This window comes from Thiosocius teredinicola (genome assembly GCF_002009425.1).
GTDB lineage: Bacteria > Pseudomonadota > Gammaproteobacteria > Chromatiales > Chromatiaceae > Thiosocius > Thiosocius teredinicola.
Genome location: NZ_CP019936.1, coordinates 3,335,714 through 3,360,019, shown reverse-complemented (window position 1 = coordinate 3,360,019; position 24,306 = coordinate 3,335,714). Strand labels below are relative to the sequence as shown.

Genomic DNA, 24,306 nt, shown 5'->3' with positions numbered 1-24,306 from the left:
CCGGAGCTGCCGTAAGTATGGCCAAGGCCGCCAAGACGATTTACGTCTGTTCTGAATGCGGCGCGCAGTCGCCGAAGTGGGCAGGGCAGTGCGGCGATTGCGGTGCATGGAACAGCCTGCAGGAAACCGTCGCTGCGCCGACGCCGAAAGCCGATGGGCGTTTCAGTGGCTATGCGGGCGCTGAAGACACGGCACGCATCCGCAATCTCTCCGAAGTCGTCGCGCAGGAAAACGAACGCCTGCCGACCGGGCTCGATGAACTCGATCGTGTGTTGGGCGGCGGCTTGGTCACCGGTTCGGTGGTATTGATCGGCGGCGATCCCGGGATCGGCAAGTCGACCTTGCTCGTGCAGGCCCTGGCGCTGTTGGCGCGCGATCACCCGGCGATCTATGTCAGCGGTGAAGAGTCTGCCGAACAGATCAGCATGCGCGCGCACCGGCTGGGTCTGCCGACAGAGCAACTGCGGCTGCTGACCGAGACCTGTGTCGAACGCATCCTGTCGTTGATCGCGGTTGAAAAGCCCAAGGTGCTGGTGCTCGATTCGATTCAGACCTTCTACACCGAATCGCTGCAGTCGGCGCCCGGCTCGGTGGCGCAGGTGCGCGAATCGGCCGCGCGCCTGGTGCGCTATGCCAAGCAGTCCGGCACTTCATTGTTTCTGGTCGGCCACGTAACCAAGGAAGGCGCCCTGGCGGGACCGCGTGTACTCGAACACATGGTCGACACCGTGCTGTATTTCGAAGGCGAGAGCGGCAGCCCGTATCGTTTGATCCGTGCGATCAAAAACCGCTTCGGCGCGGTCAACGAACTTGGCGTGTTTGCGATGACCGACAAGGGGCTACGCGAAGTAGCCAACCCGTCGGCGATCTTTCTGTCGCGCCACCAGGAGCAGGTGCCGGGCAGCTGCATCCTGGTCACGCGTGAAGGCACGCGACCGTTGTTGGTCGAGGTGCAGGCCCTGGTCGACCAAAGCCCGTTGGCGAACCCGCGACGCGTCGCCCTGGGTCTCGAACAGAACCGACTGTCGATGCTGCTCGCCGTCATGCACCGTCACGGCGGTATCGGCATGTTCGATCAGGACGTATTTCTGAATGTTGTCGGTGGCGTGCGCGTCACTGAACCCGCGGCCGATCTGCCGGTATTGCTGTCGGTGTTGTCGAGCTTTCGCGATCACGCCTTGCCTGGCGATCTGGCGACGTTCGGTGAGGTTGGTCTGGCCGGCGAGATACGACCGGTGCCCAGTGGTCAGGAGCGCCTGCGCGAGGCTGCCAAGCACGGCTTCAAGCGCGCGATCGTACCGAGTGCGAATGCGCCGAAGCGCGCGATCGAAGGGCTGGAAGTGATCGCCGTGGGGCGGATCAGCGAAGCGATCGATGCCGTCGTAAATTAGTTGTCAGTCCTGGTTGGCGACCAGCTCCGCCAGTTCACGCTTCAGCAGTGCATCATCGGCAAGGTTGAGTTCGACCAGGCGGCGCAGATTACTGGCGCTGTCCAGATCGATGCTGACACACTTGAGGCCGACCCGTTGCGCTTCGACGTGCGCGACCTCACCCTCCATATCGATGCAGCAGGTCTCGTCGTTGAGCACGACGTGCGCACGCACCGTGGCACCGCTTTCGACGTTCCATGCCACGTCGGTTTCGAACAGCAGGCCGTGCAGCGAGATATCCAGCACCGTGCCGTGCAGTTCCGTACCGTCGTGGGTAATGACCACCTGTTTATCGGTCGCGATACGGTGAAAGTGTCGGCGCTCTTCGTTGGAGGTGTCTGACATGTGTTGCGTCCTGGTGTTGGTTGCGTTGTTAGCGGCAGACCGTTTCGAGAACTAAAGTCCGCCGGCGACGACGGCACCGCATGGCTTACTAGGATCAAACATAGCATTGGTGGTCGGGTAGGCCAGGAGGGTAGCCGCCAGATCCCGCGGGTTATCAGTCGTCGCTGGCGGTCTCGCGTCGCTCGTCCGGTCGGATGCGGGCGGTTTTCACGGCGTTGTCCTGCGTCTGCACGACCTCGACCGGGTAGCCGGCGATCAGCAACGAGGTGCCGTTCTCCGGCAAGCTTTCTAAATGCTCGACGATCAATCCATTGAGCGTCTTGGGGCCGTCGGTGGGTAGCTCCCAGTGCATGGTCCTGACGAGTTCACGCAGGTTGGCGGCACCATCGACCAGGAAGCTGCCATCGTCCTGCGGCTGGACGTCGGCGATCGCATCCGACGGGTCGGTGGCGAATTCACCGACGATCTCTTCGAGCAGGTCGGCCATCGTCACCAGCCCGAGGACGTCGCCGTATTCATCGACGACCAGTGCGGTACGCCGACGGTTGCGTTGAAAATTCAGCAACTGGCGGTTCAGTGGCGTGCCTTTCGGAATGTAGTAAGGCTCGCGAATCAGTCCTTCGAGCGCTTCCTGCGTCAGCTCGTTGTCGAGCAGTGCCTGCATGGCGCGCCGTGAATGCAGGAAGCCGACGACCTGGTCGATGCTGCCGCGATACACCAGCACACGCGTGTAGGGCGTCTGTTCCAGCTGTTCGAGAATCAGGTCGAGCGGGTTGTCGAGGTCGATGCCGTCGAGTTCACTACGCGGCACCATGATGTCGTCGACCGTGACCTTCTCCAGATCGAGGATGTTGAGCAGCATCTTCTGGTGGCGCTTGGGAATCATTGCGCCGGCTTCGTTGACGACCGTGCGCAGCTCCTCGTGGCTTAGCGCATTGCCCTCGGCGTCTTCCGGGTAGATGCCGAGCACCCGCAGCACATTGTTGGCGATCAGGTTGACCAGCCAAACCATCGGGAAGAGTACGCGCAGCAACGGTGTGTAGATCCAGGCGGCAGGGAAGGCCAGCTTTTCGGGATACAGCGCCGCCATGGTCTTGGGTGCTACTTCCGAGAAGATCAGCACGACCAGCGTCAGCAGGCCCGCGGCGATCGCTATCGCGCCCTCGCCTCCGAGACGCAACGCAATCACGGTGGCGAGCGACGAAGCCAGGATGTTGACGAAGTTGTTGCCCAGCAGAATCAGACCGATCAGGCGGTCGGGGTTCTTCAATAGCCTCTCGGCAAGCTTGGCGCCCGGGTGTCCGGCGCTCGCCAGATGGCGCAGCCGGTAGCGGTTCAGCGTCATCAAGGCGGTTTCCGAACCGGAAAAAAAGGCAGACAAAACGAGTAGGAAGATCAGGGCGCCGAAGAGCGCGCCCAGGGGCAGATCGTTCAACAGGACGAGTCCGAATTACTGCGGCAGAGGGGTCCTTTCTAGGAGCGGAGTGGGGGTGCTGTCAAGCACGCATCGACGGATATCGCTGCGTAGCGGACTTTTGCTATCTGACGTTTTTTTGACATGCCGCGAGGCGCATGCTTAACTTTGTGAAATAAAGCAGTTTTCTGGACGAATCAGCCTGCTGTGGGGCAATGGAGCAGATCGGATGACGCCCGATGACGAAGAAGGTCAACCTTTGAATGCCGCGACCGTAATGCTTGTGACGTCCGACGCGTCATCGCTCGATTACCTGCAGAACATCTTGCAGTTTATTGACTGTGACGTGCATGTGCCTGAATCGCCAGAAGATTTGAAGCGCGTGTCGCAACGCTTTAACGACCGTTCCATGGCCGTATTCTTGAGCAGCCAGCTCGAGGCCGGCAATCGCAGTGCCTATCTCAGCGCGATCAACGAACTCAGCCCGCGCCCGGCGCTGATCCAGATCCAAGACAAGTCCGGTGACGAAATGCTGGTTAGCGGCGATGTGCTCGGCACGCTGCGCCTGCCTTGTCAGTACGACGCAATTTCGTCTCTTCTGCATAAAGCGCAGGTTTTCGACGAATCGCAGCGCCACGGCGAGGCGCCGCGCCGCCCGCTCGAGCTGTTCCGCAGTCTGTCGGGCAACGGTCGCGCGACGCGCAGCATCAATAAGATGATCGAGCAGGTGGCCGATTCCGACGCCACCGTGTTGATCCTCGGCGAATCCGGCACCGGCAAAGAGGTGGTGGCGCGCAAGCTTCATTATCATTCGAAGCGCCGCGGCCGGCCGTTCGTGCCGGTGAACTGCGGCGCGATACCGGGCGATCTGCTCGAAAGTGAACTGTTCGGTCACGAGAAAGGGGCATTCACTGGCGCCATCACCGCGCGCCAGGGCCGCTTCGAGCTTGCCGAGGGGGGCACGCTGTTTCTCGACGAGATCGGTGACATGAGCATGCATATGCAGGTCAAGCTGCTGCGTGTGCTGCAGGAACGCACCTTCGAACGGGTCGGCAGCAACCGCACGATCAATTGCAACGTGCGCATCATCGCGGCCACCCATCGCAACCTCGAGCAATCGATTCGCGAAGACAATTTCCGCGAAGACCTCTATTACCGCTTGAACGTATTCCCGATCGAGGTGCCGCCGCTGCGCGAGCGGGTCGAAGACATCCCGGTACTGGTCAACGATCTGATTGCACGTATCGAGCATGAAAAGCGCGGTTCGGTGCGTCTGACGCCGGCTGCGATCACCGCGCTGACGCATTATCGCTGGCCGGGCAATGTGCGCGAGCTGGCCAACCTGATCGAGCGCCTGGCGATCTTGTTCCCCTATGGTGTGGTCGACGTCGGTGACCTGCCGGAGAAGTTCCGTGCCGGCATCCCGGTACCGGCTGTCGAAACCCCGGCGGACGAAGAATCCCTGCCGGTCGTCAGCATGCACGGCGACCAGCCCAATACCGTGTCGAGCATGCCGCGCCTGCCGGCCGAGGGTATCGACCTCAAGGTGCATCTCGCCAACATGGAACAAAGCCTGATCCGACAGGCCCTCGAAGAATCCAACGGCGTGGTCGCGCATGCCGCCAAGAAACTGAAGATGCGGCGTACGACACTCGTCGAAAAATTGCGCAAGTACGGTCTCCAGCGCGGCCAAGAGCTGACGGGCCTTTGACGTAATCGTTTAGTTCTTCGCTTAAGTTGCTGTTTTTAAACATATTCAATTGATGGCATACGAATTGCTGTTTCCCTCCGCAGATTCATTGCGGCAACGGAAAACAGCCACATGCCCACAGCACGCAGCAAACCGGTCAGCCAATCGCTAGAGCTCGAACAGGCCTTTGGCGTGTTCAATCAGTTGTCTGAACAACTGACGTCGGCCTATGGACAGCTCGAAGGTCGCGTCGCCGCGTTGACCGAAGAGTTGAACCGCTCGCGCCAGGAACGCCTGACCGAACGTGCCGAAAAGGAGCACCTGGCCGATCAGCTCGGCGTGTTGCTTGAAGCGCTACCGGCGGCGATCGTGCTGGTCGACATGCGCGACCGCGTTGACCGTTTCAATCCTGCTGCCGAGCTGTTGTTTCCCGGACTTGCCTGGGGTCGACGCTGGAGCGAGGTCAAGCAGGAAGTGGTCGAGGCCGAGCCCGGCCCGGGTGACTGGCGGTTGCGCGACGGACGTCATGTCAGCGTGTCGCAGCGCCCGTTGATCGACCGTGGCCGGATCCTGGTTGTGGTCGACGTGACCGATCAACGTCGTCTGCAGGAGCGCGTCGAACGTCAGGACCGCCTGACCGCGATGGGCGAGATGGCCGCGCAACTGGCCCACCAGGTACGCACGCCGCTGTCGACCTCGGTGTTGTATGCCGGCCAGCTGGCCAAGGGCGGACTCAACGAAGAACAACGTCAGCAGTTCAGTGAAAAGCTGCTCGCCGGCCTGCGGCATACCGAAGCGCTGGTACGCGAGATGCTGGCCTTCAGCCGCGGCGGCAATTTCCGCAACGAACCGATCCGCATCGCCGACGTGGTCGCCACCGCGTTGGCCGGCCTGCAGCCGCGCATCCGCCAGCTCGGTGTCGATGTCGACCTGCAACTCGATGCGGTCTGCGATACCTGGATCGCCGGCAATCTCGATGCGCTGGCCGGCGCCTTCAGCAACCTCATCGACAACGCCATGAACCACGGCGGCGAAGGTGTGCAGGTGCGCATCAGCGCCTGCCGGGGTGACGACGACAGCGTCTGCCTGGCGGTAGAGGACAACGGTCCCGGCATCGACGCGGCCGCCGCGTCACGCATTTTCGACCCGTTCTTCACCACCCGCGAACGCGGCACCGGCCTCGGTCTTGCCGTGGTGCAGGCCGTGGTGCTCGAACACGGCGGCGCGGTGCGCGCCGGTGAGTCGGCGCTCGCAGGTGCACGATTCGAAATCCAACTTCCCACGATCCCGACGCCTGCTCAGGCGCAGACAACTCCGAGGAGCCACGTCTCATGAACCCCTCGCGTATCCTGGTTGTAGAAGACGACAGCGCACTCTCTCAAGCGCTCACCGACACACTGACGTTGTCGGGCTACGAAGTATTGAATGCCACTGACGGCGAACAGGCCCTGGCCAAGCTCGATCGCGACCAGGTCGACATGGTGTTGACCGACGTGCAGATGCGGCCGATGGACGGCCGTGCGCTGTTGCGCAACCTGCGCTCGCGCTTTCAGGATCTGCCGGTGCTGGTCATGACCGCCTATGGCACCGTTGAACAGGCCGTCGAGGCGATGAAACTCGGTGCGGTCGATTACCTCGCCAAGCCGTTCGAGGTCGATGACTTGCTGGAGAAGGTCGAGCGCTATCTGCCGCATCATCAGATCGAGAACGGCCAGATGGTGGCCGAGGATCTGCGCACCCGCGAGCTGGTCGAACTGGCCAACCGGGTCGCCGCGAGCGACGCGACGGTGATGATCGGCGGTGAGTCGGGTACCGGCAAAGAAGTCTTGGCGCGCTATATCCATGCGCGCTCGCACCGTGCAGACGGCGCCTTCGTCGCGATCAACTGCGCAGCGATCCCGGACAACATGCTCGAGGCGGTATTGTTCGGCTACGAGAAAGGTGCCTTCACCGGTGCGGTACGTGCCAGTGCCGGCAAGTTCGAACAGGCACAGGGCGGTACCCTGCTGCTCGACGAGATCTCCGAGATGAGCCTGCCGTTGCAGGCCAAGCTGTTGCGCGTGTTGCAGGAACGCGAGGTCGAACGCCTCGGCGGTCGCGACATGATTCAACTCGACGTGCGCGTGTTGGCGACGTCGAACCGACACTTGCGTGAAGAAGTCGCGGCGGGGCGTTTCCGCGAAGACCTGTTCTATCGCTTGAATGTCTTCCCGCTGACCCTGCCGCCGCTGCGCGAGCGGCCGCGCGACATCTTGCCGCTGGCAAAGCATCTGATGGGCCGGCACCTGCGCGGCGGCGAAACCTTGCCGTCTTTCGAGCCGGATGCCGAGGCGCGCCTGCTGGCACACGACTGGCCGGGCAACGTGCGCGAACTCGACAACCTGATGCAGCGTGCGCTGATCCTGAGTAACGGCCGTGAGGTCGCCGCCCGGGATATCCACTTCGAATTCCAGGACGGCAATGTGCCGGCACCGGCTGCGGTCATTCCCGCATCAACGCCCGCAAATGCCGCGCCGGTCGAGGATCTCAACGCCAAGGGCCGCCTTACCGACGACCTGCGCAACGTTGAGGAACAGATGATTCTCGATGCGCTGCGCAACGGCAACGGCAGTCGCAAGCAGGCCGCCGAGATCCTCGGCATCAGCCCACGCACGCTGCGCTACAAGCTGCAGAAGCTGCGCGAGGCCGGCGTCGCGATCCCGCGATAACAAATTGGCGTGAAAACTGCACCTTAGACGCCATAGGCGCGGGTGCGTCAAAAAACCGAACACAACGACAGGCGAAGCACGATGAGTACTCCGGAAATCAACCAGGTTTTGGCCCAGATGCGAGTCGCACGTGCGCAGGCCATGGGCGGCGCCGAGGCGATGCAACAGGTGCCCGAGAACGATTTTCGCGACCTGTTGAACAAGTCGATCAGTGCCGTCAACGAAACGCAGCAAAACGCCAATGCGTTGAAGACCGGCTTTGAGCAGGGCCAGCCGGGCATCGACCTGGCCGACGTCATGATCGCCGTGCAGAAATCCAGCGTGTCGTTCCAGGCCATGGTCGAGGTGCGCAACAAGCTGGTCGAAGCCTACAAAAACGTCATGAACATGCCGGTGTAACGCCGGTATCCAACCCCCGATCTTGAGTAGAACAACGCAAACGGATTCGAACGATGGCCGAAGCTGGCAGCGCTAAAAGTCTTCCTGCACCCGGTGGGAACGCGATGGGCAACGTGGTCGACAACCCGTGGGTTCGCCAAGTTGCAGTGATGGTCGGTATCGCGGCGAGCGTCGCCCTGGGCGTCGCTGTCGTGTTGTGGTCGCAGGCACCGAGTTACGCGCCGTTATACGGCAACCTCGCTGAGAAGGACGCCAGCCAGGTCATCGAGGCGCTGCAGCAGGCCGGCGTCGAGTTCCGCGTCGACGAAGCCACCGGCATGGTGATGGTGCCATCCGGCAAGATCAAAGAGATCCGTATGAAACTCGCCGGCCAGGGCTTGCCCAACAGTGCCGGTATGGGTTTCGAGCTGTTGCAACAGGACACCGGTTTCGGCACCAGCCAGCTGGTTGAGAAGGCGCGCTATCAACAGGCCATGCAGGGCGAGTTGGCGCGCACCATTGCAACCATCGGCGCGGTGCAGAGCGCACGCGTGCATCTGGCAATGCCCAAGCAATCGGTGTTCGTGCGCAAGCGTCAGCCGCCGAGCGCATCGGTCACCCTGCGTCTGCATAACGGGCGCATACTCGAAGATGAACAGGTCGAAGCGATTGTGCACTTGGTTGCATCGAGCGTGCCCGAACTGGAAACCGGCAACGTCACGGTCGTCGATCAGAAGGGTCGCCTGCTCAGCGGCGACGTCAACAATCGCGAGATGAAGCTGTCAGCGACCCAGTTCGAACACACACGGCGCATCGAAGATCACTACCGTGAACGCATCGAGGCCTTGTTGGCGCCGATCGTCGGTCGCGACCGGGTGCGTGCACAGGTCACGGCGGACGTCGACTTCACGGTTACCGAACAGACACAAGAGCGCTACAACCCGGATCAGCCGGCGCTGCGCAGCGAGCAGGTCAACGAAGAGCAATCGCGCAACGGTGCCGCTGCCGGCGGTATCCCGGGCGCATTGAGCAACCAGCCGCCGGCGGCCGGTGCTGCACCGGAGAATGCCGTTGCCCAGGGTGGGGCCGAGGCCGAAGGTACGCCGCTCAATCTGAGCAAGCAGCAAACCCGTAACTACGAACTCGACCGCGTGGTCAGCCATACCCGCATGTCGCCGGTGGCGCTGCGTCGCCTGTCGATCGCGGTGGTGGTCGACGACATCGCGACGGCCGCTGCAGACGGTGCGGTGACGACGCGTGAGCGCACGCCGGAAGAGATCGAACGCCTGACCGAACTGGTGCGCGAAGCGGTGGGCTTCGATGCGCGTCGCGGCGACAGCGTGCGGGTCATGAACAGCTCCTTCCTGGTGCCCGAGCCGGTCGCTGATCTGCCCGAGGTGCCGCTGTGGGAGCAGGGCTGGTTCCTCGATATCGTCAAGCAGGTCGGCGGTCTGTTGCTGGTGGTGCTGTTGATCTTCATGGTGCTGCGCCCGGCGATCAAGCGCCTGACGGCCACGCATGCCGAAGTGGCCGGCATGCCGGCCATGGCAGGCGCCGGTGGTGGCGCGGCCAGTGTCGAGGGGCCGTTGCGCGATGGCGCAGACGGCGAGGGAGAAGACATGTTGCTGGGCAGCGACGGCGAGCCGATCCGTCTGCCCGGTGGCGGCAAGTACGAAAACATCATGGACGCCGCACGTCAGCTGGTTGAGGAGGATCCGAAGCGGGTCGCTCAGTTGGTCAAGACCTGGGTGAAAGAGGAAGCGGCCTGACATGCCGGAACAAAGCAGTGATGCACAGAAGATCCAGAAGCTGAGCGGTGTCGAACGCTCGGCTTTGCTGATGCTGGGGCTGGGCGAGAAACACGCTGCCGAGATCCTGCGTCACATGGGGCCGAAAGAGGTGCAGGAGATCGGCTTGGCGATGGCCAGCCTGAGCAACGTCACCAACTCGCAGATGGAGTTGGTGATGCAGGACTTCGTCGGTGCGATCGGCGAGCAGACCTCGCTGGGCGTCGGCTCGGACGAATACATCCGCAACATGCTGACCTCGGCGCTGGGTGCGGACAAGGCCGGCGGCGTGATCGATCGGATTCTGCTGGGCCGTAACAGCAAGGGCCTGGAACAACTCAAGTGGATGGACCCGCGCGCGATCGCCGAACTGATCCGCCTGGAACACCCGCAGATCATCTCTATCGTGTTGTCGTTTCTCGATCCCGATCAGGCGGCCGGTGTGTTGGCCGAGTTTCCGGAGCGTGTGCGCACCGACATCATCATGCGGGTTGCCGCGCTCGAAGGTATTCAGCCGGCAGCGCTGCAGGAGCTCGATGAGATCCTCGAGAAACAGTTCTCCGGCGGCAGCAACGTCAAGTCGTCGACCTTGGGCGGCGTGAAGAAGGCCGCCGATATCCTGAACTTCGTCGACGGCACTATGGAAGCCAAGGTGATCGAGCAGATCAACGAGGTCGACGAGGACCTGTCGCAGCAGATTCAGGACAATATGTTTGTCTTCGAGAACCTGATCGACGTCGACGATCGCGGCATGCAGACCCTGCTGCGCGAAGTCTCGTCCGATCAACTGTTGCTTGCGTTGCGCGGCGCGCCGACCGAACTGCGCGACAAGATCTTCAAGAACATGTCGTCGCGTGCGGCCGAGATGCTCAAAGACGATCTCGAGGCAGCACCGCCGGCCAAGCTCAGCGATGTCGAAGCCGCGCAGAAAGAGATCCTTACCGTTGCGCGTCGCCTGGCCGATGCCGGTGAGATCAACCTCGGTGGCAGCGGCGGCGAAGAGTTCGTTTGATGAGCGAGCGTAAGCCCAGCGGCACCCAGGTTATCCGTTCGCGCACGCAGGGCGTCACGCAATGGAAACCGCCCAGCGTCCGCGAGAAGAACGAACCCCAGATCGATGAAAATCCCGGGTTGTTGACCGCAGCCCAGCTCGACCAGATTCAGAAGGCGGCGCACGCCGAGGGTTTCGAACAGGGTTGCAAGGAAGGCATGACCTACGGCCATCGTGAGGGTCTGGAGCAGGGGCGCGCCGAGATTCAGGCGCGTGTCGCCCAACTCGATACGCTGTTGCACGCCTTGGACAAGCCGTTCGAGCAACTCGACCAGCAACTGGAAAACGAAGTCGTCACGCTGGTGATCAACATGGTGCGCCAGCTCATCCGGCGCGAGGTGAAACTCGATCCGTGGCAGATCGTCGGCGTGGTGCGCGAGGCGTTGAGCATCCTGCCGATCAGTGCGCGCAACATCCGTGTCGTACTGCATCCGGAAGATGCCGTGCTGGTACGCGATGCCTATACCATGGGCGAGCACGATCAACAGTGGCAGATCGTCGAAGACCCGGTGATTCAGCGCGGCGGTTGTCGCATCTTTACCGACACCTCGCAGGTCGACGCCACGCTCGATTCGCGCCTGAGCAGTCTGATTGCACCGCTGCTCGCCGGCGAACGCCAGCAAGACGGCGAGGAGTCTGGCGATGGCGCTGCCTGAGACAGATCGCAATGCCATCTGGTCGACGCGCATCAAGCGTCTGGGCGACCGCCTGGGCGGCACCCGTGGCCTGGTGGTCGAAGGCAAGCTGACCCGCATGGTCGGGCTCACGCTCGAGGCGGTCGGCTGTCGTGCGGCTATCGGTGGGCGTTGCGATGTCATCAACGCGACCGGCGAGCGCATCGAGGCCGAAGTGGTCGGCTTTGCCGGCGAGAGCCTGTACCTGATGCCGACCGGCGATATCCATGGACTCGAACCCGACGCACGTGTCGTACCTACCGGGCGGGTCAGTGAGGCGGCCGTCGGCGATGAGTTGTTGGGCCGGATCATCGATGGCAGCGGCAAACCGCTCGATGGTCGTGGCGTGTTGCACGCCACCAAGCGTTGGCCTCTGAACGGTGGCTATATCAACCCGCTGGCGCGTACCCCGATTCGTGAGCCGCTGGATGTCGGTATCCGCGCGATCAACTCGTTGTTGAGTGTCGGCCGCGGGCAACGGCTTGGTCTGTTTGCCGGTTCCGGCGTCGGCAAGTCGGTGCTGCTCGGGATGATGACGCGCTATACCAATGCCGATGTCGTGGTCGTCGGGCTGATCGGCGAACGTGGCCGCGAGGTAAAGGAATTCGTCGACAACATCCTCGGCGAGGAAGGCCTGGCACGCGCGGTCGTGGTCGCGGTGCCGGCCGATCAGCCGCCGCTGCGCCGCATGCATGGCGCCATGCTGGCGACCGCCATCGCCGAGTATTTCCGCGACCAGGGCAAGAACGTGTTGCTGCTGATGGACTCCTTGACCCGCTTTGCGCAGGCGCAACGCGAGATCGGCCTGGCGATCAACGAGCCGCCCGCCACCAAGGGTTATCCGCCGTCGGTATTCGCCAAACTGCCACAGCTGGTCGAGCGCGCTGGGAACGGCGATCGTGGCGGCGGTTCGATTACCGCCTTCTATACCGTGTTGGCCGAAGGCGACGATCAGAATGATCCGATAGCCGACGCGGCACGTGCCATACTCGATGGGCATATCGTGTTGTCGCGACGCCTGGCCGAGCAGGGCCAGTATCCGGCGATCGATATTGAGGCGTCGGTCAGTCGCGCGATGAACGAAATTACTGACGTGGGCCACCAACAGGCAGCGCGCGAGTTCAAACAGCTCTATAGTCTGTATCAGCAGAACCGCGATCTGATCTCTGTGGGCGCCTACGAGGTCGGGTCGAACGATCAGATCGATCTGGCGATCGGTGCGATACCTTCGCTGCGCGAGTTTCTGCATCAGGATATGCGTACGCGACACGGTCTTGATGACAGTTTGCAGGACCTGATGTCGTTGTTCCCTCAGGACAATATGCCGGCCACCGCCGGAATGGGGTAAGGATAGATGTCACCGCCGTCTGAACGCTTCAAGCCGATCCAGAAGATTGTGTCGCAACGTGAGCGTAAGGCAGCGGCGGCCTTGGGTGAATCGCTCAAGCAGCGCGAGGCGGCCAAGCAACGGCTTGCGGAACTGCGTCAGTACCTCAATGAATACCTCGAGCGCTTCTCGAATGCGGCACGCAGCGGCCTGTCGAGTGGCCAAGTGCTCGAGTACCAAGTGTTCATCAGCAAACTCGAGACCGCGATTGCGCAGCAGGAAGAGATCGTTGCCCAGTCGCAGGTGCATTGCGACACCAAGAAGACCGACTGGCGCGGTCGGTACACCAAGTCGAAAGCGATGGACAATGCGGTCGACCGCATGCGCCTCGAAGAGCGCAAGATCAGCGACAAGAAAGAGCAGAACGAAGCCGACGAGCGCGCCCAGCGCAAGCGCTGAACATCTCGCGCTGTTTCGAGTTTCTTTTAAGTCCCGTCCTGGGCGCCGTCAATGCGCCACCCGGGCAACCTCGTTTTCATCGCGTAGCAGGCGTTCCATCTCGAAGGCCGTCAACGGCTTTTGGAATAGGAAGCCCTGGCCGATCTGGCAGCCCTCGGACAGCAGGAAGCGTCGCTGACTGTCGGTCTCGACGCCTTCGCCGACCAGCTCGAGATTCAGGCTCTTGGCCAACGCGATGACGGCGCGGGTGATTGCCATGTTGTTGCCGTCTTCCGGAATGTCGCGGATGAACGACTTGTCGATCTTCAATGCATGAATCGGCAGCGACTTGAGGTACGACAGCGACGAATAGCCCGTGCCGAAGTCGTCGACCGCCAGGGTCAACCCCAGATCGCGCAACTCGCTCAGGATGTCGATCGCCTGTTGCGACTCGCCCATGATGAAACTCTCGGTGACCTCCAACTCGAGCTTCTCGGCGGGTAGGCCGGTGTTGGCCAGTACGCGCCGCACCACCGTCGCCAGATCGCCGCGCCGCACCTGCACCCCGGAGATGTTCACCGCCATCGTGCCCTTGAGCAGGCCGGCCTGCAGCCACTCGTAGGCCTGGCGACAGGCGACTTCGAGGATCCATTCGCCGAGTGGCAGGATCAGGCCGTTATCTTCGGCGATCGGAATGAACTGATCGGGTGGCACCAGCCCGAGTTCCGGGTTGTGCCAGCGCACCAGTACTTCCATGCCGACGATGCTGCCATCGGCCAAATCGATCTGCGGCTGGTACAGCAGGTTGAATTCACCCTGTGGGATCGCCTTGCGCAGCGCGCTGTCCAGGTGCATGCGTTCGAAGGCGATCTTGGTCAGCTCCTGGGTATAGAACTGGTAGTTGTTGCGCCCCAAAGACTTTGCGCGGTACATCGCGGCATCGGCGTTGCGCATCAGCGTGTCGGCATCGCGGCCGTCGTCCGGCGAGATGCTGACGCCGAGGCTTGGCGTAACACGGATGGTCGATGCACCGAGCGCGAACTCGCGATCGAAGGCCTCGATGATCTTCTCGATGACCGACACGACCTTTTCCTTGGTCTCGACCTCTTCGAGCAGGATCGTAAATTCGTCGCCGCCGATGCGCGCGACCGTGTCATCGTGGCGCAGTGCCGATTTGAGGATATCGGCGACCTCGATCAGCAGCTTGTCGCCGTAGGAGTGGCCCAGGCTGTCGTTCACATGTTTGAAGTTGTCGAGGTCGACGAAGATGACCGCAACCCGGCCGCCGCGGCGTTCGGCGCGGTCCAGGCAGTGCTGCAGACGCTCGTTGAACAGGATGCGGTTGGGCAGGTTGGTCAGCGCATCGTGATGGGCGAGGTGGGCGAGCTGCTGCTGCGATTCCTTGATCTGGCTGATGTCGGTATAGATCGCCACGTAGCCGACCGGATTGTCGTTTTCGTCGGTAACCGTGCTGATTGCCGACAAGGCCGGGGCAACCGAGCCGTCTTTGTGGCGGTTGATGATCTCACCACGCCACTCGCCGGTCTCGATGATCGAATTCCACATGTCGGCGTAGAACGATTGGTCGTGAAAGTCCGACTTCCACATGTTGGGTTTTTGACCGATGACCTCTTCGCGTTCGTAGCCGACGATCTCGGTAAAGGCGGCATTGACGTCGCGCACCACGCCGTTGGTATCGGTGATCACGATAGCTTCGGCGGTGCAGTCGAATACCGTGGCCGACTGGCGCAGTTGGCTCTCCGACTCACGTCGCCTGCTGATGTCGTGTACCAAGGCGATGTAATACTCGTGATCGGCAAAGGCGAGATAGTTCGCATACACCTCGACCGGGTAGGGCTCGCCATTCTTGCGATGAAACTCGGTCTCGTAATGCATGCTGCCGCGATGCTTGGTGATCTCCCAATGGGTATGCCAGTCCTCGCGCTCGAACGACGGCGTGACATCGGTGAGGTGCATGCTATCGATCTCGCGCCGCTGGACCCCCAGCTTCTCGATGGCATTGTCGTTGGCATACAGTAACCTGCCGCTGGCATCGGCCCAGTAGACGCCGACATTGGCGCGGTCTACCGTCGTCTGGGTCAGTGCCAGGCGACGTTCCGCACGTTTACGGTCCGTGATGTCGGTCGAGATGCCGCAGATGCCGTCGACATTGCCTTTGGCGTCGAGCAGCGGAAACTTGGTCGACAGGTAGTCGTGCATGCCGTCGGCATGTGGCGCTTTTTCGTCGATCGATAACGACCTGCCGGTGGCCAATACCTCGAGGTCACCGGCGCGGGTGGTTGCCGCGATGTCGTCGGGAAACAGGTCGTGGTCGAACTTGCCGATGATCTGTTCGCGCGGAAGGTCGACCAGTCGTTCGTAGCTGCTGTTGACCAGAATGTATTTACCGTCCCGGTCTTTGATGTAGATGACGGCGGGCGCGTTGTCGATGACGGCCTGCAGCTTCGCCTCGTTGACCTTCACGGCATCGAGCAGCTGCTCGTTACGCGCCAGCGTGCGTTGCAGCTTGTGCGTCTCAATCGAGATCTTCTGCACCAGGGGATGAATGATCCGGTTGGTGACATAGATGCCGATACCGGCGAGCAGCAGCACCGCGAGTGCGGCCGTGCCTGCCTGCAGCCTGGCGGCGGTGAAGAACTCGTGGGGGTCCGCGAAGTACAGCATGACCCAGGGGGTGCCGCCTATCCGCCGGTGCACCGACGCGAACTCACCTCCGTTCACTGCCGCCGAAGGCAGGTAATGCAGGCCTTCGCCGATACCGAGGTTGATCTCTTCCAGAATCTCGGCCTTGAGCACCTCATCCGGCAACGTGCCGAAAGCATTGTCGGCATCGTAGAAACGCCGGACACGACCCTCGACGAGCGACGCGACCTGGATCTGGCCGGCATGTTCGAAGCGCGTGAAGAACTCTCGAATGACCGCGCGCAGCCGATCGTCCTTGAACATCACCAGGTCGAAACCTGCGATCTGCATCGAGCGATTGCGGATCGGCGACGACACGACGAGCAGGCCGTCTTGCGGGATACCCAGGCGCAGATCGCCGCTCATGTACTGTGAAGGCCACAGGCCGCGATCGATTGCCGTGCCGACCTCGAGCAGCACCTCGCCGGATGGCGACAGTCGCGTGATGCCGACCACGTCGTGGTTGGAGTGCATCGCATCGGCGAGCTTGGGCACCGAGAAATCGACCAGTGCGCTCAGCTTGATCTCGCCCTGGGTATACCGCTCGAGTTCTTGGCGGATGCGCGTGCGACTGGTGATCTGGCTGGTGATGTTGCTCATCCGCGCCAATTCGGCATCCAGCGCCGAGGCCTGCAACTCGATGGCTGAGTGCAATTGAGTCTCCAGCGTCGATGCCAGTGATCGATAGAGCAGGGTCGTCGCGATTCCGCCGACAACGAAGGTGGTAATGAGAATCCCAAGGACTGCCATCATGCGCACACGCTTCTCGAGCGCACGCGAATTCTCGATGCTTTGTTGGGCGGTGTATTCGGGCAAACGGGGCATCGGCCGGGTATTGGATTTGGTGTTGTCCAGGTTTAACGGCGGATTCACCTAATAATGAAGCGTTTATGGGAACGGTTTATCGAATAAACGGGCCGTCTGCGGTCTGCGTCGAGACATCAGGCATAAGGTTCTGATACGCACTGCGAACCGGTGTTGAGCGGAACGGCAGGCGATTAGCCGTTAGAATGCAGCGAAGACTGATTCTGGTGTGAACAAGGTTCCCCGGCGCATCCGCGACTGAAAAAGCCAATCACCGTTTCGTCGAGTTAAGAAAGGGATTACGACTTTGAAGAAACTGTTGTTTGTTGTTTTGGTTTTGGCCTCGATTCAGCACTGGCAAAAAATCGTCGGCTTTTTCGATTCACCCGCACAAGTGGCCGGAGATCACGAAGTGATCTTGTACGGCACTGCATGGTGCGGCTACTGCAACCAGGCGCGACGCCTGTTCGCCGACCATGGCGTCTCGTACCTCGATGTGGATATCGAGAAATCCAGCGAGGGAAAAGCGCAGTTCGACCGACTGGGGGGCAGGGGTGTGCCTTTGATCGTTGTCGGAGACCGTAAGATTCGCGGATTCGACAAAAGGGCACTGCTGGCGGAACTCGGTATCGCGCAGTGACGGCCTGGAACCTGACAACAGCTCAAGTCAGGCCGTATCCACCCAGCTGAGGCCTTGCGCCAGCGGTGCATCGCAGTATTCGAGGTGAATGATTCGACGCGGTCGATCGCTACTTGCTTTGTGTGAGGCGTGAACCAGCAATGGGTGGAACAGCAGTGCATCGCCCGGCTGTGCTCGGCAGATGGTCTGTTCCGCATTTTTCGCCACCGTGGCGACCTCTGATGCCGCGATTCTCCCCATACGGTGCGACCCCGGGATCACGCACAATGCGCCATTGTCTTCGTCGGTAACGTCGAGGTGGATCCTGACGGTCAACATGCGTTGCAGGACGGACAAGGGTGGCTGCACATGCGTGACTCGCTCCTTTGTCGACCACGCGGAGTACTGCGGATCCTCCGTCGTGCCATCGACGGCGATGGTCACGTCCTGATGCCAGTTCACGTGCCAGTTAACCTGTGCGTCTTTCCTGAACAGGATGGATCTGACCAGGCGGGCCGAAGGGTCGAGAATCATGTCGACCGGCTGACGGATGTTGTGCGTTTGTGCCAGTAGGCCGACGGCAGGGACCTTGCCGGCAAGCCCACGGACCCCGGCTGAACGGGAAGCGGTCGCTTGCGGTGCAATCGCTTGGCTGAGGTTGTTTACCTCATGCAGGTTAACGAGGCCGCGGACCAACGCGAAGCCATCTTGTTGCAGTTTTTCAATCAACGATCTGGGGCCTGGTAGCATTTCTTTCAGTTCATCCATGCGGCGGCAAAAAAAAGCCAATCCGGTTTTGAAACGAAGTGCGATAACAGCGTAATCTACTACCCGATGTTGCAGGGCGAAAGCCGTGTACTTGATCGGTGTTAAGACTCGCCGAGTCGATACGATGATCACATGTCGATCAGCGTTCAGCCGGACTACAAACAACGAAAGGAGAAGTGTCAGTGCAAGGAGTAGCGTTCGTGGTCCGGTCTGTCGAGCGAGTGACGCGATTTCCCACCCGCCTGTTAGTACCGTCTTTGTTATTTCTCGCCGGACCGTTGTTCGCCGATTCGTTTGAAGAGCGATTGGTTGCGGCCGCATTGGAACGCACCCAGTACGATGTGACCTATGACGGCACCTACTATTCGATCGCCTATCCCGGCGGTGATGTACCGGCTGACCGCGGTGTCTGTACGGACGTTGTTGTGCGCAGTTACCGATCGTTGGGTATCGACCTGCAACAACGGGTGCACGAAGACATGGTCGCGAGTTTCTCGCTGTATCCGTCGCGACGTTTTTGGGGATTGACGCGGCCGGACCGCAATATCGACCATCGTCGCGTGCCCAACCTGCAGGTGTTCTTCACGCGCCACGGCGAGTCATTGGCGGTTACCCAGCGCGCTGCCGACTATGTACCCGGCGATCTGGTGACATGGATGGTGGCCGGCAATCTACCGCACATCGGTATCGTTACCGATAAGATCCAACGCGACACCGGTAACCCGATGATCGTACACAACATCGGTGCCGGCCCGCAGTTGGAAGATATGCTGTTCAGCTATCCGATCACCGGGCACTACCGTTACCACCCGGATACCGCCACTGAGTGATGTTGTTGGTCAGGCGGTGCGCAGAGCACGCGTGCACTGTCTGAACCCGCTCAGCCGACCGAACCCTGTTTGCGCTCGGCCGACTCGCGCAGCCGCTTGATCTGGAACAGGGTGCCGCGCTCTTCCTCTTCGAGCGCCTCGGCGATCTTCTTGATCATCTTCACGTACGACGGAATGATGTTGTACTTGAGCGCGTTGACCCGCTTCTGTGCCTTGCGTTGTTCGCTGATCAGGCGATACAGCGCCATCTCGACCTCGGCCAGTTCGGCCAGATGCACGGCGGCCTGGGCGAACGCCCGTCGCGCTTCGTCGAAACTTGGATCGGTCCCGAGCAGGCCGACCGGTTGCGGTGCGACCACGGTGGCCTCGACCGAAGGATATTGCACACCCAGCGAGCGTCGCGGCAGTACCTTCATCTTGGTCGATGGTGTGGCACCGAGCGTCGCCTGGGCAATACTGCGATCACCCATGCGCAGCTGCGCAATGCTCAGCCAGCGATAGGCACTGCGTACCGCCTCGTTGGCGACACGTTTACGTTCCTGGTAGTCCTTGATGTACTGGTAGACGAGGCGCGTGAGCAGTTCGCGCTTGCGTTCGAGCAGCGCATGACCGTCTTCGAGAAAGCGCACCTGCTTGCGCAGGTTGAGCAGGGCGCTCTTGGTGGGTGCTGTGCGCAGCTTTCTCATGCGGCGGCTTCTTCACCGCTGCGGTGATAGTGAGCGAGGTCGGTCTCGCTGACGCGCGTCAATGCCTCGCGCGGGAAGCGTGACAGCAGCTCCCAGGCGAGGTTGAGGGTTTCGACGATGCTGCGGTTTTCGTCTTCGCCCTGGCCGACGAAGTGCTTGTCGAACTCGCGCGCAAACTCGAGGTAGCGTCGGTCGCGCGCCGACAGTTCCTCGGCACCGATGATCGATGCGAGGTTGCGCGCCTCCTGCGCCTTCGCGTACAGCGCATACAGCTGGTTGGCGACGCGCGGGTGATCGTCGCGGGTGTCGTCCTTGCCGATACCGTCCTTCATCAGGCGCGACAACGAAGGTGCGATGTCGACCGGCGGATAGACACCCTGGTTGTGCAGGTCGCGCGACAACACGATCTGGCCTTCGGTGATGTAACCGGTGAGGTCGGGAATCGGATGGGTGATGTCGTCGGACGGCATCGAGACCACCGGCACCAGGGTGACCGAGCCGTGACGGTCGCGTATGCGCCCGGAGCGTTCATAGATCTCGGCGAGGTCGGAGTACAGGTAACCTGGATAGCCTTTGCGCGCCGGCACGTCGCCCTTGGCGGTCGCGACCTCGCGCAGTGCCTCGGCGTAGTGCGTCATGTCGGTCATCACCACCAACACGTGACGGTCGAGATCGAAGGCGAGATATTCGGCCGCGGTCAGCGCAACGCGCGGCAGGGCGAGTCGCTCGACCGGCGGGTCGTCGGCGTGATTGATGAACATCACCACGTTGCCCAGCACGCCCGAATCGGAAAACGACTCGCGGAAGAATCGCGCATCGGCATACGACACGCCCATGGCTGCAAACACGATGGCGAAGTTGGTTGCCTCGCCGGGCAGACGCGCCTGGCGCACGATCTGCGCGGCCAGCCGGTTGTGCGGCAGGCCCGAGGCCGAGAAGATCGGCAGCTTCTGTCCGCGCACCAATGAATTGAGGCCGTCGATCGTCGAGATGCCGGTCTGGATGAATTCACGCGGGTAGTTGCGTGCCGCCGGGTTGATCGCCGAGCCGGCGATGCCGCGTGCCTCGCCGTCGACGATTGGCGGGCGATCGTCACGCGGTTCGCCGATGCCGCTGAACACGCGCCCGAGCAAGCCGGGGCTCACCGTCAGGGTCAGCGGCTCGTCGAGAAAACGCACCCAGGTATTCTCCAGGTCGAGATCGTCGGTGCCCTCGAACACCTGGATCAGGGTCTCGTTTTCGGCGGCGCGTATTACCTGGCCGTTGCGTCGACGACCGAGGTGGTCGCGGATGCGCACACGGTCGCCGAACGACACGTTATCGACCCCGGCGACCACCAGCAGCCCGCCCTGTGCAGCGGTTGCGCGTCGGTACTCAACGTCGCTCATGAGCTCGCCTCCTGGTTCGATGCGTATTCACTGCGCAGCGCGGCAAACGCCTGGTAAACCTCGCTGGCGAACTCGGCCATCTGATCGGTTTCGTCGCTGCGCCAGGTCGACTTGGCGCGACGGATGCGCGCCAACACCGGGTGCTCAGCCAGTTCCTGTACCGGCGCGCCGAGTGAGATGAGTTCCTTGCCCTGATCGAACACCTGCATGACCAGTTCGAGCAGTTGGAACTGCTTCTCGGGTGAGCAATAGGTGTCTGCCTCGTCCAGCGCGCTCTGCTGCAACACCGCCTCTTTCACCAGCGAAGCCCCTTCGAGTTCCCAGCGTTGCGCCGATGACAATGCCTCGGGGCCCACCAGGTTGACGATACGTGACAACTCGGCGTCGCGCGCCAACAGCGACAGTGCCTGGGTGCGGCGCTTGCTCCATACGCCGCTGATCTCCTTGGCCCACCAGCCTGCCGCAACCGGTACGTCCTGCGAGAAGCTGTCGACCCAGTCCACCGAAGGGTAGTGGCGTGCATCGGCGAGTTCTTTCGACAGCGCCCAGAATGTCTGGATGATCTCTTTGGTATGGCTGGTGACCGGTTCGGAGAAATCACCGCCGGGCGGCGAAACCGCGCCGATCAGTGTCACCGAGCCGCGTCCGCCGTCGAGCGTTTTGACCCGACCGGCACGTTCGTACACCGCGGCGAGTCGTGAACCGAGATAGGCGGGATAGCCTTCCTCGACCGGCATGTGCCCGAGGCGACCTGCGACCTCGCGCAAGGCCTCGGCCCAGCGTGAGGTCGAGTCGGCCAGCATGACCACGTCGTAGCCCTGGTCGCGAAAGTATTCGGCCATGGTCATGCCGACGTAGATCGAGGCTTCGCGCGCGACCACCGGCATGTTGGAGGTATTCGCAACCAACAGGGTACGTTCCATCATGCCGCGGCCGGTATGCGGGTCTTCGAGTTGCGGAAAGCTCTCGAGTACGTCGACCAGTTCGTTGCCGCGTTCGCCGCAGCCGACGTAGATCACGATGTCGGCGTTTGACCAACGCGCGACCTGTTGTTGCACCATGGTTTTGCCCGCGCCGAACGGGCCGGGCACGGCGCCTTTGCCGCCTTTGAGCAACGGAAAGAAGGTATCGAGTATGCGTTGCCCGGTGATCAGCGGTTCGACGCCGTGGTCGCGCTGATCGTAAGGGCGCGGTTGGCGCACCGGCCAGCGGTGATAGAGCTTGAGCTTGTGCACTTCGCCGCCGGCATCACGAACCCGGGCGATCGTTTGATCGAGCGTGTAGTCGCCGGCCGGGGCCAGGTCGATCAGTTCGCCTTGGATGTCCGGCGGCACGAGGATCTGGTGCTCGATGGTCTCGGTCTCCTGCACCGCGCCCAGGCGCGCGCCGCCACGGATCGCCGACCCTGGCTCCAGTCCGGCGAGCGGCGTGAAGCTCCATGCTTTGTCGCGGTCGAGCGAGTGCACGCGCAGACCACGCGGGATGTTGTCGCCCGACATCGCGGCGATCTCGGTCAAGGGACGCTGCACGCCGTCGAAGATGCCTTGCAGCAGACCGGGGCCGAGCTCGACCGTCAACGGGTGGCCGAGACCGCTGACTTCTTCGCCCGGTCTGAGTCCGTCGGTGGATTCGTAGGCCTGGACGATGGCATCGTTGCCTTCCAGCGCGATGATCTCGCCGACGATATCGAGACTGCCGATGCGCACCTGCTCGCCGTTGCGTCCGCCCGGCAGGTGGATGCGCAGAATGGGGCCGTTGATCTCGCGGATGTGCCCTTTGCGTGCGTCGCTCATTGCGGACCTCCGCTGCGTGCCGTCGCATGGATATCGGTCGGGAACAGGGTCTGCAGGATCACGCGTTGCACGCTGGCCTCCATGCGCGACAGGCGGCCTTCAAAACGGTTGTCGACCTGGGCGCGATTATCGACGGTGCGCAGCTTGAGACCGCCGCTGCCCCAGGTCGCGGAATCGGCGAGCGTGATCTCGCGATCGGGTGCGGCCTGCGCAACCAATTGCGCCCATTCGCTGCTCAGCCATTGCAGATCGTCACTGTTGGCCTCGGCCGTCAACGCCCCGTCCGGCAGCCGTTCGGCCGCTTCGCGGATCATGGCAATCAACCATTGGCGGTAGCGGTCGCGGTCGTTGCGCAGTTTCTGCATCTTTTCAATCAGACGTGTCTGCACCGATTGCACCAGTTCCCAGCGCAATTGATCGAGGCGTGCCTGCATCTTCAGTTCACTGGCCTGGGTCACCCGGTGGAAGTGGCGTTCGGCGTCCGCCTTGGCGACCAGCACCTCGCGTTCTTCGGCCATGTGCAGGCGTTCGGCCGCATCGCGCAGGATGTTGTCGCGCTGCCGGTTTGCCTTGTCGTGAAACTCCTGCGCAAGATCTTCGGCGCGCGCCATGATCGCGCGCTCGAGTGCGTGCAGTGAGCCGTTGTCGGTTTCGCTCATGGCTGCTCCCCGTCGAGCCCGAGAAGCTGCTGAATACGATCGTCGACCGAACTGTGCATCTGTCCGGGCTCGGTCAGCGGCGGCACCTGGGTCAGCAGGATGCGCCCACCTTCGCTACGTACCTCCTCGAGTCGACGACCCGCCATTTCGGCAAGTCGCTGATCGATGACGACGAAGGCGGGCGTACGTGATGTCTGCAGTTGTTCGAGCACCTCGTCGAGCTGATCACCGTCGGCGTCGGGATAGACCTCGAAGCCGGCGAGCCTGAAGCCGGTAGCCAGCGTGGCGTCACCCAGAAACACTTGGCGTGTGCCGTCCATTGCAGATCACACCTTGTTGAGCAGCAGGATGGACAGCACCAGACCATAGATCGCGATACCTTCCGCCAGCCCCAGGTAGACCAGGGTTCGGCCGAAGATCTCGGGTTTTTCCGAGACGGCGGCGAGTGAGGCGGCGCCGATCGGCCCCACCGCGAGACCCGCGGCAATCGTGCTGAACGCGGTCGGTAGTGCGATACCGATGAAGGCCAGGCCCATGCCGATCGAGATGTCCGCCTGTCCGCTCAATACCTGTTCGACCTGTGGCTCTGCCATTGCTTCGCGCACGCCGAAGAACATGATCGCCAGCTGGGCACCGAAGAACAGCGCGATGTTGGTGCCGATGGTCGGCAGAAACAGGCGTTTTGCCCGATTGGCTTCCAGTGGGCGGAAATGGAGGAAGACGCCGGCCGCTATCACGCCAAGCAGCGCCATTGTGAGTAGCGTGATCAAGGTAGTCATTTGAGCTCCTGGATGTGCGGATTGAGGTTCATGGG

At 61.9% G+C, this 24,306-nt stretch carries 22 protein-coding genes; 12 read left to right on the top strand and 10 right to left on the bottom strand.

Annotated elements, in window-relative coordinates:
• The first annotated feature begins 17 nt into the window (after positions 1 to 17).
• The gene (gene radA, locus B1781_RS15905; protein ID WP_078120598.1) at positions 18 to 1,391 is read left to right on the top strand and encodes a DNA repair protein RadA; all 1,374 of its coding nucleotides are present in this window, start codon (positions 18 to 20) and stop codon (positions 1,389 to 1,391) included.
• A 3-nt stretch (positions 1,392 to 1,394) separates the two neighbouring features.
• On the opposite strand, the gene B1781_RS15900 is transcribed toward radA, so the two are convergent.
• Both B1781_RS15900 and B1781_RS15895 read right to left on the bottom strand, forming a co-directional pair.
• The gene (locus B1781_RS15900) at positions 1,395 to 1,775 is read right to left on the bottom strand and encodes a PilZ domain-containing protein (RefSeq protein WP_078120597.1); all 381 of its coding nucleotides are present in this window, start codon (positions 1,773 to 1,775) and stop codon (positions 1,395 to 1,397) included.
• Positions 1,776 to 1,929: 154 nt separating this feature from the next.
• Complete coding sequence (locus B1781_RS15895) at positions 1,930 to 3,210, bottom strand: HlyC/CorC family transporter (RefSeq protein WP_078120596.1); 1,281 nt, start codon at positions 3,208 to 3,210, stop codon at positions 1,930 to 1,932.
• A gap of 208 nt (positions 3,211 to 3,418) precedes the next feature.
• Here B1781_RS15895 and B1781_RS15890 point away from each other — a divergent pair, with 208 nt between their 5' ends.
• The 9 genes from B1781_RS15890 to fliJ all read left to right on the top strand — a co-directional run bounded on the left by B1781_RS15890 (position 3,419) and on the right by fliJ (position 13,263).
• A complete protein-coding gene (locus B1781_RS15890) occupies positions 3,419 to 4,900 on the top strand; it encodes a sigma-54 dependent transcriptional regulator (RefSeq protein WP_334223753.1) in 1,482 nt (493 codons plus the stop codon).
• A 111-nt stretch (positions 4,901 to 5,011) separates the two neighbouring features.
• Positions 5,012 to 6,214, top strand: coding sequence for a sensor histidine kinase (locus B1781_RS15885; protein ID WP_078120595.1), 1,203 nt, complete (start codon positions 5,012 to 5,014; stop codon positions 6,212 to 6,214).
• Positions 6,211 to 7,587, top strand: coding sequence for a sigma-54-dependent transcriptional regulator (locus B1781_RS15880; protein WP_078120594.1), 1,377 nt, complete (start codon positions 6,211 to 6,213; stop codon positions 7,585 to 7,587). Before B1781_RS15885 ends, B1781_RS15880 begins: the two co-directional genes overlap by 4 nt.
• An 81-nt stretch (positions 7,588 to 7,668) precedes the next feature.
• On the top strand, positions 7,669 to 7,986 hold the full coding sequence (gene fliE / locus B1781_RS15875; protein WP_078122097.1) for a flagellar hook-basal body complex protein FliE: 318 nt from the start codon (positions 7,669 to 7,671) through the stop codon (positions 7,984 to 7,986).
• A gap of 53 nt (positions 7,987 to 8,039) precedes the next feature.
• Positions 8,040 to 9,734 carry a flagellar basal-body MS-ring/collar protein FliF gene (gene fliF / locus B1781_RS15870; protein WP_078120593.1) on the top strand — a complete coding sequence of 565 codons (1,695 nt, stop codon included), beginning with the start codon at positions 8,040 to 8,042 and terminating at the stop codon, positions 9,732 to 9,734.
• Between the two features lies 1 nt (position 9,735).
• Positions 9,736 to 10,764: a flagellar motor switch protein FliG gene (fliG, locus tag B1781_RS15865; RefSeq protein ID WP_078120592.1), complete on the top strand. Its 1,029-nt coding sequence runs from the start codon at positions 9,736 to 9,738 to the stop codon at positions 10,762 to 10,764.
• Entirely contained in the window at positions 10,764 to 11,459 is a 696-nt protein-coding gene (locus B1781_RS15860; protein ID WP_078120591.1) for a flagellar assembly protein FliH, read from the top strand. The genes fliG and B1781_RS15860 overlap by 1 nt, the downstream gene beginning before the upstream one ends.
• A complete protein-coding gene (fliI, locus tag B1781_RS15855) occupies positions 11,446 to 12,825 on the top strand; it encodes a flagellar protein export ATPase FliI (protein ID WP_078120590.1) in 1,380 nt (459 codons plus the stop codon). Before B1781_RS15860 ends, fliI begins: the two co-directional genes overlap by 14 nt.
• Positions 12,826 to 12,831: 6 nt before the next feature.
• Complete coding sequence (gene fliJ / locus B1781_RS15850) at positions 12,832 to 13,263, top strand: flagellar export protein FliJ (protein WP_078120589.1); 432 nt, start codon at positions 12,832 to 12,834, stop codon at positions 13,261 to 13,263.
• A gap of 48 nt (positions 13,264 to 13,311) precedes the next feature.
• Here the strand turns inward: fliJ and B1781_RS15845 are convergent, their stop codons facing one another.
• On the bottom strand, positions 13,312 to 16,818 hold the full coding sequence (locus B1781_RS15845) for a sensor domain-containing protein (RefSeq protein ID WP_078120588.1): 3,507 nt from the start codon (positions 16,816 to 16,818) through the stop codon (positions 13,312 to 13,314).
• A gap of 238 nt (positions 16,819 to 17,056) precedes the next feature.
• Between B1781_RS15845 and B1781_RS15840 the strand changes: the two genes are divergently transcribed.
• Entirely contained in the window at positions 17,057 to 17,389 is a 333-nt protein-coding gene (locus B1781_RS15840) for a glutaredoxin family protein (protein WP_164513421.1), read from the top strand.
• 27 nt (positions 17,390 to 17,416) lie between these two features.
• Here B1781_RS15840 and B1781_RS15835 read toward each other — a convergent pair whose 3' ends face one another.
• The gene (locus B1781_RS15835; RefSeq protein ID WP_164513420.1) at positions 17,417 to 18,268 is read right to left on the bottom strand and encodes a phytanoyl-CoA dioxygenase family protein; all 852 of its coding nucleotides are present in this window, start codon (positions 18,266 to 18,268) and stop codon (positions 17,417 to 17,419) included.
• A 50-nt stretch (positions 18,269 to 18,318) separates the two neighbouring features.
• Between B1781_RS15835 and B1781_RS15830 the strand changes: the two genes are divergently transcribed.
• Complete coding sequence (locus B1781_RS15830) at positions 18,319 to 18,966, top strand: DUF1287 domain-containing protein (protein WP_334223752.1); 648 nt, start codon at positions 18,319 to 18,321, stop codon at positions 18,964 to 18,966.
• 50 nt (positions 18,967 to 19,016) lie between these two features.
• Here the strand turns inward: B1781_RS15830 and B1781_RS15825 are convergent, their stop codons facing one another.
• From B1781_RS15825 to B1781_RS15800, 6 genes are read right to left on the bottom strand one after another with little or no spacing between them, the layout of a single operon-like run.
• Positions 19,017 to 19,652 (bottom strand): V-type ATP synthase subunit D, encoded by a 636-nt coding sequence (locus B1781_RS15825; protein ID WP_078120585.1) that lies wholly within the window; start codon positions 19,650 to 19,652, stop codon positions 19,017 to 19,019.
• The gene (locus tag B1781_RS15820; protein WP_078120584.1) at positions 19,649 to 21,040 is read right to left on the bottom strand and encodes a V-type ATP synthase subunit B; all 1,392 of its coding nucleotides are present in this window, start codon (positions 21,038 to 21,040) and stop codon (positions 19,649 to 19,651) included. Before B1781_RS15820 ends, B1781_RS15825 begins: the two co-directional genes overlap by 4 nt.
• Entirely contained in the window at positions 21,037 to 22,833 is a 1,797-nt protein-coding gene (locus B1781_RS15815; protein ID WP_078120583.1) for a V-type ATP synthase subunit A, read from the bottom strand. The genes B1781_RS15820 and B1781_RS15815 overlap by 4 nt, the downstream gene beginning before the upstream one ends.
• A complete protein-coding gene (locus B1781_RS15810) occupies positions 22,830 to 23,492 on the bottom strand; it encodes a V-type ATP synthase subunit E (RefSeq protein WP_078120582.1) in 663 nt (220 codons plus the stop codon). Before B1781_RS15810 ends, B1781_RS15815 begins: the two co-directional genes overlap by 4 nt.
• Entirely contained in the window at positions 23,489 to 23,812 is a 324-nt protein-coding gene (locus B1781_RS15805; RefSeq protein ID WP_078120581.1) for a V-type ATP synthase subunit F, read from the bottom strand. Before B1781_RS15805 ends, B1781_RS15810 begins: the two co-directional genes overlap by 4 nt.
• A 6-nt stretch (positions 23,813 to 23,818) precedes the next feature.
• Positions 23,819 to 24,271 carry an ATP synthase subunit C gene (locus B1781_RS15800; RefSeq protein WP_078120580.1) on the bottom strand — a complete coding sequence of 151 codons (453 nt, stop codon included), beginning with the start codon at positions 24,269 to 24,271 and terminating at the stop codon, positions 23,819 to 23,821.
• Positions 24,272 to 24,306 lie beyond the last annotated feature (35 nt).